This window comes from Streptococcus sp. SK643 (assembly GCF_000259505.1).
Taxonomy (GTDB): Bacteria; Bacillota; Bacilli; order Lactobacillales; family Streptococcaceae; genus Streptococcus.
Window position 1 is genome coordinate 24,607 of record NZ_AJMM01000026.1, and the last position, 12,728, is coordinate 37,334.

The 12,728-nt window shown below is 38.0% G+C and carries 11 protein-coding genes and 1 tRNA gene; all 12 read right to left on the reverse strand.

All coding sequences use genetic code 11. The features are described 5' to 3' along the window. Positions 1 to 736: 736 nt before the first annotated feature. The 12 genes from HMPREF1117_RS09760 to HMPREF1117_RS09815 all read right to left on the reverse strand — a co-directional run bounded on the left by HMPREF1117_RS09760 (position 737) and on the right by HMPREF1117_RS09815 (position 12,669). Entirely contained in the window at positions 737 to 1,522 is a 786-nt protein-coding gene (locus HMPREF1117_RS09760; protein ID WP_000760732.1) for an ABC transporter permease, read from the reverse strand. A 1-nt stretch (position 1,523) separates the two neighbouring features. Then, positions 1,524 to 2,342 (reverse strand): ABC transporter permease, encoded by an 819-nt coding sequence (locus HMPREF1117_RS09765; protein ID WP_000240175.1) that lies wholly within the window; start codon positions 2,340 to 2,342, stop codon positions 1,524 to 1,526. Between the two features lies 1 nt (position 2,343). After that, positions 2,344 to 3,336, reverse strand: a complete 993-nt coding sequence (locus HMPREF1117_RS09770; RefSeq protein WP_001240798.1) for an ABC transporter ATP-binding protein — start codon at positions 3,334 to 3,336, stop codon at positions 2,344 to 2,346. Positions 3,337 to 3,625: 289 nt separating this feature from the next. Beyond that, positions 3,626 to 4,786 carry an XRE family transcriptional regulator gene (locus HMPREF1117_RS09775; RefSeq protein WP_000939333.1) on the reverse strand — a complete coding sequence of 387 codons (1,161 nt, stop codon included), beginning with the start codon at positions 4,784 to 4,786 and terminating at the stop codon, positions 3,626 to 3,628. Between the two features lie 26 nt (positions 4,787 to 4,812). Beyond that, positions 4,813 to 5,526, reverse strand: coding sequence for a DUF5986 family protein (locus HMPREF1117_RS09780; RefSeq protein ID WP_000429398.1), 714 nt, complete (start codon positions 5,524 to 5,526; stop codon positions 4,813 to 4,815). Between the two features lie 418 nt (positions 5,527 to 5,944). Then, entirely contained in the window at positions 5,945 to 6,826 is an 882-nt protein-coding gene (locus HMPREF1117_RS09785; protein WP_001018994.1) for a class II fructose-bisphosphate aldolase, read from the reverse strand. A 140-nt stretch (positions 6,827 to 6,966) separates the two neighbouring features. Continuing rightward, positions 6,967 to 8,295 carry a sensor histidine kinase VncS gene (gene vncS / locus HMPREF1117_RS09790; protein WP_000831386.1) on the reverse strand — a complete coding sequence of 443 codons (1,329 nt, stop codon included), beginning with the start codon at positions 8,293 to 8,295 and terminating at the stop codon, positions 6,967 to 6,969. After that, entirely contained in the window at positions 8,292 to 8,948 is a 657-nt protein-coding gene (locus HMPREF1117_RS09795) for a response regulator transcription factor (protein ID WP_000697947.1), read from the reverse strand. The genes vncS and HMPREF1117_RS09795 overlap by 4 nt, the downstream gene beginning before the upstream one ends. Positions 8,949 to 9,077: 129 nt before the next feature. Further along, entirely contained in the window at positions 9,078 to 10,457 is a 1,380-nt protein-coding gene (gene vex3 / locus HMPREF1117_RS09800; RefSeq protein ID WP_000903011.1) for an ABC transporter permease subunit Vex3, read from the reverse strand. A gap of 54 nt (positions 10,458 to 10,511) precedes the next feature. Continuing rightward, positions 10,512 to 11,159: an ABC transporter ATP-binding subunit Vex2 gene (gene vex2, locus HMPREF1117_RS09805; RefSeq protein ID WP_000173724.1), complete on the reverse strand. Its 648-nt coding sequence runs from the start codon at positions 11,157 to 11,159 to the stop codon at positions 10,512 to 10,514. Between the two features lie 12 nt (positions 11,160 to 11,171). Further along, positions 11,172 to 12,449, reverse strand: a complete 1,278-nt coding sequence (locus tag HMPREF1117_RS09810; RefSeq protein WP_001068246.1) for an ABC transporter permease — start codon at positions 12,447 to 12,449, stop codon at positions 11,172 to 11,174. Between the two features lie 134 nt (positions 12,450 to 12,583). Further along, positions 12,584 to 12,669 (reverse strand) — tRNA-Leu (locus tag HMPREF1117_RS09815). Positions 12,670 to 12,728: the final 59 nt, after the last annotated feature.

Consider the following 12,728-nt stretch of genomic DNA (forward strand, 5'->3'; position numbering starts at 1 on the left):
TTCCTTACATATTTATTTAAATTCCAATAGATAGAAAAACTTTAACTTTGCTAGCCTTTGTTATAAAAAGTTTTACTAAGTGTTATCTAGAAAATAGAGTAGTACATTTATATATAATTGTTAGCTCTCTGAAAAATAGTATATCAATTTAAAAAATTTAAGTCAAGAAAAATTAACATGGGTTAATTTTTTTTTTAACACATGTTAAAAATAAGATTGAATCAAAAAGTTTCGTACTTAACTGGGGTACATTATAAGCATATTCACACCATTAAAAATAGTAGCAATCAAGTTGAACCTCTACCAGAATCACAGAAACAGACATAATTGATGAAATATGAATGCTATTAAATAATAGAAATAACCGCTAAGAAAAAGGCTTAACGGTTATTTTCTATATATAAATTTTTCAGATATTCGATCATTTATTCACCTGTGACCTAGGCTTTACGAGTGCCTTGCTCTAGCAACTAATACTCAATGAAAATCAAAGAACAAACTAGGAAGCTAGCCGCAGGTTGCTAAAAGCACTGCTTTTAGGTTGTAGATAGAACTGACGAAGTCAGTAACATATATACGGCAAGGCGAAGCTGACGTGGTTTGAAGAGATTTTCGAAGAGTATAAGCTAAATCGGTGATTACACTTACAGTATAGCGCTCTGAGAATAGGTGTCAAGAAATTTTCATCTCTATCAGAAAAAGCCTGTCCTGAGACAAAGCTTTGATATTCTATTATTTACGACCCCGCACTTTCGTAGGCATCTAAGCCCCTATCCCAAAGTTTAAGGGAAATGACAAAGAAAACAAGGGAAATCAACATCAAACCACCAATGTTAAAGATAACATCCTTGTCCTGTAAGAAATAGCTAGCAGGATAGTAGGCCGTAAAAGCGAAAGGCACGATAAAGCTAATCAACCAGCGAAGGACTGAATTGTAAATGGAAATGGGGTACTTGGCAAAGTCATTGAACATATAAAAAATGTAAATCATTGCTCCTGATTGCTTGGTCCAAAAAGCGATGCTGGCTGTTGCGATTTTCAAAGAAGTATAAATTAAGGTCGCAAATGGTATGCAGACTAGGAAAAGTAAAAATTTTGGAAAGCTCCAGGCAATGCTGGTCACAGTTGTTGCTAGTAAAATGCCACCGACCAAGAGTTCTCCCAAAGCATCAATCTGAAAAGTCTCAACCAGGATGTGAAAGAGAGGATTGATAGGACGAGTCAGGTATTTGTCGAATTCTCCTTTTCGCACCAAGCGTTGACCCAGAGCCCAGAGATTGTCAAAAAAGAGATGGTCCAATCCCTTAGGAATCAAGGAAAAGCCATAGATAAAAGCAATCTCTTGAAAGGTCCAGCCTTCTAGGGATGGAATATGTTGAAAGATGACATTGAGAAACAAGAGGTTCAATCCTTGAGTCAGAAAGACTCCCAAGACACCAACTACAAAATCCACCTTGTATTCCATGATTTGCTTGATGTATTGTCTGATAAAAATCAGATGCATACGTTGATATTTTTTCATACTATCCTCCCTGAATGGTGATAAATGACTGGACTCGTTTCCAAATCAGCTGAGACAAGCCAAGCATCACTAAGAGCCAGAAAAACTGCAAAACGAGTGCTTGAAGAATCTGACTGGCATCATATTTCCCAACAATGATCATGACTGGAGTGTAAATCAAGGATGAAAAAGGCAAGAAGGACAGGATATCAGAAACGATTTTAGGAAAGAAAGCCAAGGGAATCAAACTTCCAGACATAAAGGCAACTATGGAAGTCTTGAGTAGATTGGAACCCCATAGATTTTTAAACACAAAGGCTGAAAAACCAAAACAGATATTAAAGAAAAAGTTAATCAGATAGGCGAGCGTTAAGCTAAAGAGGTAAAGGACAGTTAGTCCTAGCACTTCTACAACCCCTTGACCCGATATGATTTTCATTAACACAATGACACTTAAAAATGGAAGCCCTACAGAGATAAAAATCAACCACTTTGACCCAAGCTCGGTAAAGAGATAAGAAGCCGCAAAATGCACTGGTCTCAGTAAGCGCATGATAATGGAACCATCCTTGACCTCCTCCCCAATCATAAAGGACGAATCTGACCTAGTCAGAAGATTTGTCACAAAACTCATAATGATGTAGAGGGTGATATCTGCCATACTAAAGCCCTGAATCAAAGACTCTTGCGAGGAATCAAAGACAGCCTTCCAGAGATAAAAGGCCACAAAAGCCCCCATGACATCGCCAATCCGATAGAGAATAAAGTTGACTCTATAGGTGATCAACTCCTGAACACCTGCATTGACAAAGGGCTTATAACGTCTCCACAATTTGACCATCTTAGAGCTCCTTTCGGTAGAAGCGACGGATAATATCTTCAATATCCGTATCCATCATCTTCAAATCGCGGATTTCAAAATCAGACAGGGTTTGCTTAATAATATCAGCCGACTGGTAGCGGGAACTATCAAATTCAATATTGAGGCTATTTCCTTGTCTATCAATAATCATATCAGGCAGGCCTTCATAGTGAGAAAGGAGGTGATTTTGACCTGGTACAAGTTCAAAAGAAAGAGTCTTCATCTTACCAAATGTTTCCTTGAGCTGGCTCACCGTTCCATCAAAAATCTCCTGCCCCTTATCAATCATAAAAATTCGATCACAGAGTTGCTCAATATCACTCAAGTCGTGAGTGGTCAAGAGAATAGTTGTTTCTTCCTCCTGATTAATCTGAGTAATAGCACGACGAATGTTATCCTTGACCGAAACGTCCAAACCAATGGTCGGCTCATCTAAAAAGAGAACCTTGGGATTGTGAAGCAAGGAAGCCGCAATATCCGCCCGCATCCTTTGACCCAGTGAAAGAGTTCGCACAGGGTCCTTGATAAAATCCTTTAAATCCAAGACTTCATTCAAAAAATCCATGCGCTTATGGAAAAGTGAGTCTGGCACATCGTAAATCTCTTTCAAGACCGTGTAGGTTTCTTGCAGCGCCAAATCCCACCATAGCTGGGTGCGTTGTCCAAAAACAACCCCAATATCCTTGACATAATCTTGGCGATTGTCCTGCGGAATCTTGCCATTAATCCGACAAAAACCAGATGTCGGTTTCAAAATCCCTGTCAACATCTTGATGGTTGTCGACTTCCCAGCACCATTTGCCCCGATAAAGCCTAGAATCTGACCCTTGGGAACCTCAAAGGTCAAATCCTTGACCGCTTCAAAGGTCTGCTTTTCAGGATGAATAAAAGAGCGCAAAGCCCCCTTCAAGCCCGGTTCCTTAACAGTCTTCACAAAATTTTTCTGAAGATGTTCCACTTCTATCATTGCCATATCTATCTCCCTATGCAAGGAATAGCAACATTGTATTTTTGACTACAAGTCTTCTAAATCCTTACTTTCTATACCTTCTACATTTTATTACTACAAAAGGCTTTATACCAACCTATTATAGTCCAATAAAAAACAGAATGCAAGCGTTTGCCTAAAGTTTATGAAGTTAAATTTTTTTCTTAAAGCGGAATTTTTAGTCCAAAACTTTGTCATAATCGTTTCCCTAAAACACCAAAAAACCTGCCCATTGGGCAGGCTACGAATTGTAAAAAGTACACTTTAGACTATTCTATGTTCTTCTTATTCTTTCTTTAGTAAGACTAATAATATTTGGATACCTATCATTCAGTTCATCAAGATATCCTGCCTCTAAGCCACATAAATCCTCAATTAAAAAATTCGGCAATAATTTATTGTATACTCTATATATATCAGCAGATATATCCATCACAATTCTATTTTCCACTAATAGCTCTACTGACTGTTTTAAAGATAGAGGATTACTAATCAATTTCGTTGAGTCTAAGGGCTCATTTTTTCTCCAACCTCTGTAACTAAGCTTCTTATACAAGTTTGTATACTCATTGGAATCTATGATATTCAATGACTTAGCACGCATTATCATCATACTAATTGAGACTTGCCAAATTCTTTTTAGATACCTGTAGTACTCTAGATCATTTTCATACCCAATGAGAGAAGCTTTAAACGAATCCATTGGCAATAGAAATTCAGCCGCAAACTCATTCGCTTCGTCTTCCATTTGCTTATATTCAATTGCTCCCATGTCTTGAGGTGACTTACAACTTTCATGCATTAACCAATGTCCTAATTCATGGGCTAAACTAAACTGCTGACGATAGAATGAATACTCTGTCCCCTCTAACATAACAACATAATACTCATTATTATTTACTTTGACAGCTGAACCAAAAGCATCAACTTTATCACTCTGAGTGTCTATTCTAGAAATAACAAAACCTTTTTCTTCCATCAACAACGACAAGTTATCAACTGGTCTATCTCCAAGTTCCCATTTCTCTCTTATGTAGCTTGCGTATTCTTGTGGAGTATAGTCTAAACCAGAAAGACCCCAGTCAAGATTTGGAAAATCAATAAATTCTCCCAAATAATCTCTTATTAAAGCAACATAGTTTTTATTTATTTCTGCAGGCATTTTTTCTGTTTGAGTCGCTGTGTAACGACTTCTAAAAAATGTGCCTGTAGAACTTAAGCTAAAATTATCATTTCCAAAAAAGAAATCTCTCGGAAACTTTAATTTCTTTTCCAATATTTCTAACGATTCTTCACTTGGCGTTGCTCGTCCTTTTTCATATTTAGAAACCATTTGTTTTGAAACGTTTAAAAACTCTGCAATCTGAGTAATACTTTTTTTGTTAAAAAGTCTTGCCTCTTTTAAGCGAGCACCATTAAAACTAATCTGAAGCATTATTTACTCCTATTTTATATAAAATATTATAATTTAGTATTCTCTTCCTTCTTTTCAACAGGAAGACTAACATGCTTTTGTGACTCCAATTGTTTCTGTACGTCAGATTTCAATGCAACAAGTGGTTTTTCAGGATTATTTCCACGTCCATCTTCTTCAAGTTTTGTAAAATCAAATTCTGTGATATTTACAGCATCAATAAATTCACAAAAGGCATTTACCTGATTAACAATCACTTCTTTAGTTTTTTTATCAAAGGTAACAACCCTAATCTCATCAATCGAATTATAATGATCTCCCAATAATTTCTTCGCTTGTTCAATTTGTGAATCACTCAACCCATCATCATCCAGGTCATTAAATAATTCAATGGATAGTTTACCGTCTTCTTTTCCATTTAAATGAGAATTTTTCGCACGTGCTATACAAGTAAGATAGTGATGCTTTTCGTATTTATTAGTTACATCTTCAAATCTTTTCTTCATCATAAAAACATATAGGACACCCTCAATAATTACTCCTCTTGCCGTCCACAGAGCGCCCATATACATAGTGGGTGATATTAAACCATTTACTTTGGCGGTGTTTACAATATCACGATAAATAAAATCCCAAGTTAAAATTGGTAGACTATTCTTAGTTTCAAACTCATTATCATAAAATATTTTCTCAATATCTTTCTTGCGACTTGTTGAAAATACTCGAGCAAACTTAAAGATTTGGGTTGGTAAATTTTCCATAGAACACCTCTTTGAAATTTATAGTCTTATTTTAAGATTTTATTTCAAAAAAGTCAACTATTATTGGTTTTTATTATTATTTTTTTATCTCCCTCATCTATTTGGATACTTTTAATACTTAGATCACGAAACTAGAAAAATCATATTGTTATTTTGAATGAATGTTCTATCATTAATTTAGCTACTCTGTATGCCTAAAAATTAGGTGTTCCAATTTACTTTGGGAAAGACAGTGATTTCCTTTGAAAACAGGCGTAAAGCTGTTATATTTGTTAGCCAAGGGTAGTCTTAGAATCATTGTAAAAAATTACATTCGTTTAGCAGCTTTGGATATAGTAGTCTTAAGTATATTCTCCATAAAAATAAACACCAAAAAACCCACCCAATAGGCAGGTTTCATCTGTATTATTCAGCTAGATTAAGCTTTACCTTCTGAACCGAATACGTCGATACGTTCTTCAACTGATGCTTGGATAGCTTTTACACCGTCAGCCAAGAATTTACGTGGGTCGAAGAGTTTTTTCTTGTCGTATTCTGCTTCGTTTGCTTCGTAGTCACGAGCAAATTTACGAGTTGCGTTAGCGAATGCGATTTGGCATTCAGTGTTAACGTTAACTTTAGCAACACCAAGTTTGATAGCTGCTTGGATTTGCTCATCAGGAATACCTGATCCACCGTGCAATACGATTGGGAATCCTGGAAGAGCTTCTGTCAATTTTTGCAAGTGGTCAAGGTCAAGACCTTCCCAGTTTGCTGGGTAAGGACCGTGGATGTTACCGATACCAGCTGCCAAGAAGTCAATACCAGTTGCAACCATTGCTTTAGCGTCTTCGATTGGAGCCAATTCACCTTTACCGATGATTCCGTCTTCTTCACCACCGATAGTACCAACTTCAGCTTCTACTGAGATACCTTTAGCATGTGCTTTTTCAACAACTTCTTTAGCCAATTTAAGGTTTTCTTCAACTGGAAGGTGTGAACCATCAAACATGATTGAAGTGTAACCAGCTTCGATACACTCAAGTGCATCTTCGTAGTGACCGTGGTCAAGGTGGATAGCTACTGGTACAGTGATCCCCATTGACTCAACAAGGTTAGCGATCAAGTTGCGAGCAACTTTGTAACCACCCATGTATTTAGCAGCACCCATTGAAGTTTGGATCAATACTGGAGCTTTTTTAGCTTCTGCTGCGCGCAAGATAGCTTGAGTCCACTCAAGGTTGTTTGTGTTAAATCCACCAACTGCATAACCATTGTCACGAGCTGCTTGGACAAATTTTTCTGCTGAAACGATTGCCATTTTATCAGGCCTCCTGTATATTTTTATGGGACATCCCATTTACATTGTTCATTCTATCACTTTTTGACAAAAAAATCTAGTTTTTCCCGTAGTTTCGATTGAATTTCTTCTATCTTAATCTATGTAAACCCTTTCTCTACCTAGTCTTTGGCGACTTTTGGAAAATCTATAAAGAAGGTCAAGGAAGAATCCTTCAATTCAAAATTATAAGCAATTTTTTCATGCTCCAATAAGCTTTTGACTACAAAAAGTCCCATACCTGAACCCTTGGCTTTACGGTTAGCATTTCCTGAAAAAGACTGAACTAGCTTTTCCTGTTCTTCAGGATAAGAGCTATTTTCGATAAAGAAGCTCCCTTCTTTTTCTCCAATCTGCACCAAACCTCCGATACTTGAATGCTTGATTGCATTACTAATGAGGTTGGATAAAATCAATTTCATAACAGAAGGATTCATGTAGACTTTCTGCTTACTTAAGGTGTTTTGTAGATATAGTTGGCGTTCCTTAGCCAGCAATTCATAATCGTTTAGTAGTGATTGTGTCATGTCAAAGAGAGCAATTTCTTCCTTTTGATCCCGCAATTCCTGTACCGATGAAAGGGAAAGTATTTGAAGAACATGATGACTGAGATCATCCACAATCCCCAAGGAAACCCCAAGATAATGGTCTCTATCCTTGTAGCGCCCAATGTTCTCCTTCATATTTTCAAGCAAAATTTTAAGACTGGCTAGAGGTGTTTTCAATTCATGAGAAGCCCCACGCAAGAACTCGACCTTCATCTTTTCAAGCTGGAGAATAGCCTCGTTCTTTTCATGCAGGTCAGCAATGACGGTCAAGAGGTGCTGGTAGAGGCTATTTATTTGTTCTTTGAGATCACCAATCTCATCCTTAGAATCCACACGCAAACGCACTTGGGCATCTAAGTCCATCATGCGACGAGTGACCCGCTTGATCTCCAAAATCGGCGCAACAATAGTCCGTGCATAGATGTAGGCAACCAATAACGAAATCATAAAGGAGGCTAGCAAGGTATAAGGGAGAAATTGAAGGCTAATCTGCTCTGCTTCCTTTTGTAAATCTACAGAAGCTAAAAACTGAAGAGTCATAGTTCCTCCATCAGACGTTTTCACTTCCCGCTCCTCTATAAAGAGGGAGGTTGTCTGACTATTGGTGTCTAGGGGAAGATTTTCGCTGACCTCAAGCTTGTTCTCTGTTGCTTCGCCCTTGACAGCACCTTTGATATCACTCGTCTGAGAATAGAGCTCTAAAACTTGTTCAATCCTTTCTCTATCCTGTCCATCAAGTGATTGGGCAATGGCTGTCGCCTTTTGACCAATGGTTTCCTGACGGTGGCTTAGATAAGTGGAGGGAAAGAGAAAATAAATAGCTAAATGAAGGCAAATAACCAAAACACTAAAAACCGAGAAGGTATAGAGAAATATTTTTGTAAATAGACCTGTCCGCTTCATTTTCTCTCCAATTTATAACCTACATTACGTACTGTATGGATGCAGTCCAAGTCCAACTTTTTCCGTAATTCTTTGATATAGACATCAATGACGCGATCAAAAGGAACCTCATCAGTTACCTTCCAAACAGCATCAATAATCTGAGACCGACTCAAGGCCCGCCCTTCATTTTTCACCAAATAATAAAGAATTTCTAACTCTTTGGCATTGATAGATACTTCCTCACCTGCTAGGGTTGCACTATAACTGTCAAAGTCCACTTCAGCATCCTTGTAAGTAAAGACTCTACCACTATTATAATAACGCTTAAAAATAGCATCTACTCTTACTTTCAAAAGGGAGAGAGAAAAAGGTTTTTCAAGATAGCCGTCTGCTAGTGAAGCAAAAGCACTCATCTTGTATTCTTCATCCTGAAAGGCTGTTAACATCAAGACAGGAACCTGACTAGTTTTACGAATCTCAGCTAGAACTTCTAAGCCATTAAGCTTAGGCATCTGAATATCCAGTAAAATCAAAGCAACTTGGTAGTTGGAAAATTGCGCAAGGGCCTCCTCACCATCAGCAGCTTGAATGGTTTCATACCCACAATCTGTTAAATAATCACTGATCCCCTCACGGATCATCTCTTCATCTTCTACAATTAATATTTTCATAGAAAAGTCTTTCTCATTCCTTTAAAAAATTCCTCAATGACCCTTAAAACAGGGATTTTTGAGAGATTAAACACATAAAAATGCTACCTATATTATACCCCATTTAGGGGAGAATAGGTAGCACCTTCTTTATTCACTATCAATTAGTAGTTCTTTAGGTTGTTTTCTAAGAAGATTGCTTGAAGCAAGCGCCATGACAAGCACCACTAGAACCAAGGCTAGAATAAATACAATCATAAAGTCTGCTGGTTGAATGGAAATATCGAGGCTCGATAATGTTTTGTTAAATCCGTCTACTTCAGCACCACCACCTAGGTTGGAGGCTTGAGCAGCCTTGCTAGCTTGCTTGGCAACACCTGACGTGACATTGGTAAGAACCGTATTTCCGATCGCACGTGCTGTGTAGTTGGCTAGGAAATAAGCTGAAACAAGAGCTGGGATAGCAATCAAGATAGATTCGGTGATAAATTGCCCCAAGATACTAGTTTGTTTGAGCCCAATTGAAAGGAGAATCCCTACTTCCTTACGGCGAGCATTGATCCAAAGACCGAGCAATAGGCCAAGAAGGAGCACAGAAAAGCTCAAGCTGCCCCAGAAGAGAATATTGGCCATCTTGTACATACCAGAAATAGATTGCTCAAGAGCTGGGTAGTTAGAAGAACTCTTAACGAGTGTATAACTCTTCCAGTTGATACCACTGATACCATTCAACTCTTTCATGACATCATCCAAGTTTTTATCTGCTGTCACAAAGAAGGTTGCGTCCCCATAAATAGCCGTTTCTTCTGTGTAACCGTAGAGTTTGGCAGCTGTATGAATATCTGTAATAGCTGTGTTTTCATAGAGTTCTTGTGAGTAAGTCACTGCAGACTTATTGTGACCGTCAAAGAGACCCTTGATGGTTACTTCGACTGTCTCCTTGGCTCCTTTTTCATTATCTGCATCGTAGATATTGGAATCTAGTTTGACTTTATCTCCGACCTTCCAGCCATGTTTTGCTGCTAAATCCTTGTGCAGGAGGATCTTGTTCTTATCATCGTTGGTTAAGTGTTCACCTTCGACTAATGTATAGGAACCTGATACAAACTTGTCTTCTTTAGTCGAATCGTTAACACCTGTAATCATCAAGCTACTTCCAAATCGTTTCGCTCGATCAGCAGTTAGATTTTGCTTTGTTTCCGGTGTTTCAATGAGTTCATAGCCAGTCAAATCCCCAATAGCGTTGATGCGTTTCACATAAGACTCAATCGCCTTGTTTTCAGTGATTTTTTTGATATCTTCACCCTTGATATTTCCTGCACCACGTGGCGTACCTTGATTGACACGGCGATTGATTTGCATAGAAAAACTGTTGGTGATATTTTTAAAGGTCTCCTGAGAAGCTCTGGTAGTTGCACCCTTGATGGATAAACCAACCAAACTCAAGCTCCCCATTAGGAGAATAATGAGAAAAATGACAATGGATTTAAAATATTTCCTTGTAACATAGGCAAATGCATTGTGTAACATAGGTTCCCTTTCTAGATTTGAATTGATTTGTTTATTCTAATAGAATAAACTCTTTTATTTAGTGGTATTGCGAATTTCTGTTAATTTCTTATTCTTTAATTCAAGTGTAATATCAGATGATTGAGCCACTTCTTTACTGTGAGTTACGACAATGACACATTTCCCTGTTTTTTGAGCAAGAGACTTGAGAAGTTCAATAATATCTCCAGCAGTCTTAGGATCTAGATTACCTGTTGGCTCATCTGCTAAGATAACTGGAGCTTCCGATACCAGACTGCGAGCAATGGCAACCCGTTGTTGCTGTCCACCTGATAACTGGAGAACATTCCGCTTGATCTGACTTTCGTCAAGACCAAGTTCAAGAAGAGTCTCCTTGTTGGCCTTTTTATTGACCAAGCGGATATTTTCCAGCGGAGAAAGATAATCTATCAAATTATAATTTTGAAAGACCAAGGAAATATGGTGCATACGATGGTAGGAATAGCCCTTGTCACGAATGTCCTGCCCTTCAAAGAGGATGGAACCTTCGACAGGATTATCTAGACCTGCTAGGAGAGACAAGAGAGTCGATTTCCCCGCTCCTGACTCCCCAATAATACTGTAAAATTTCCCTGGTTCAAAATTATAATTGATCTGATATAAAACTGCTTCGGCAGTATTCTTATAACGGTAGGTAAGGTCTTGCAATTGTAATAAAGTCATGATTTCTCCTTTTTAACTAATAGATGATAAAATTTCTTTCGGTGATTTTCTAAATAAAAAGATAAAGCATAAGGCTACAGATAAGCAACTAATCACCAGCAAAAATGCATAGGATTCAATAAAGGATAGCAAACTATTTGATAAATTCGCTATTTTTGCCAGTGTATCTTGTAAGGCTGTCTCATCTCCACTTGATAACATGGTTTTTAAAAGATAGGAGGTAATACTTTTTCCTGCAAAGAAGGCTGGTATAATGGCCCCCACTGAAACTAAAAATACTTCTAGTAGGAACTGTAGTAAAATGGCCCCCTTTCCTTTTCCTAGGGCTAAGAGGATCCCAACTTCGTAGACCCTCTCCCTCAACCAGAGAGATAAGACCAAGATCAAAGCTCCTGCCCCTGCAATCATAATCCCATAAAGAAAGACTGTTAGGAAAGTTTGAAAAGTAGCAACAGAGTCTTTGATTTGTTCAAAAGCCTTATTTTCCTTCTCAATTTGATATCCTTGATTTTCCAGATATAGGTTTTCCACCTGCTTCAAGAGGCCATCCATCTCCTTAGGATTCTCTACATAAAAGCGGGCTGCGCTGACCTGAGGTTGGCTATTTCCCATAAGAGTTTGACTGCTTGCATAGTCAGTAAAGACCGTGTTTTCACTAAAATCAGAAGATAAGCCTGTGAATTTCTCTTGCTTTTTACCAGAGAAGATTCCGACGATTTCAAACTCGACAGTTTGTCCTTTGCCAGATTCTGACTGTCCAGCATCCAAGCTAATCTTGTCATGAAGGGAAAGACTATTCTTCTTAGCCAACTCTTCGTGGATGATGATTTTCTTTGAATCCCCTTTTTGAAGGTGTCGCCCTTCTTTTAGATTGAAAGCTGAGCTGATAAAGGTAACATCCTTGGATGAATCCTCATGAGCCGTTAAACTAACCAAGTTCTTGTCTGCAGCTGACAAATCATCACGCTCCACGCTCTGCTCGCCACTCACTGCTTCCTTGTCTTTTAGTTTTGCGACCGTCTCGAGTTCAGGAGAGACATTTTCAAGTCCCTTAATCTTGCTGACAGATGCTAGGTCTGACAACTTGAAGGTCTGTCCATTTTCTATCTTCTTAATAGAAAAAGATGTATTGAGTGATTTATAAAGATTGGTTTCCACCGTTTTGTTGGACTTCATCAATGTCAAACAGGCTGAAATTCCAGCCAATAGGACAAATAAAATCAGAAATAAAATAAAACTTCTCAGTCGTTTTCTACTGACATAAGCCCCAGCTCTTTGGATTGGATTCATGTGTCACCTCCATATTTGTAAGACTATTATAAAATCCAAATATGAAATGTTTATGAAATAAGAAAAAAGAGCAAAATATTTTGCTCAATTTTATAACAACAAAAAAGAACTAGCAAATGCCAGTTCTTATCCTATGCGGAGAGAGGGACTTGAACCCTCACGACCTAAAGCGGTCACAGGATCCTTAGTCCTGCGCGTCTGCCAATTCCGCCATCCCCGCGTCGATTACTTTACTAGTATATCAACTTTTAGGATACTTGTCAACACTTTTTTTCAAAA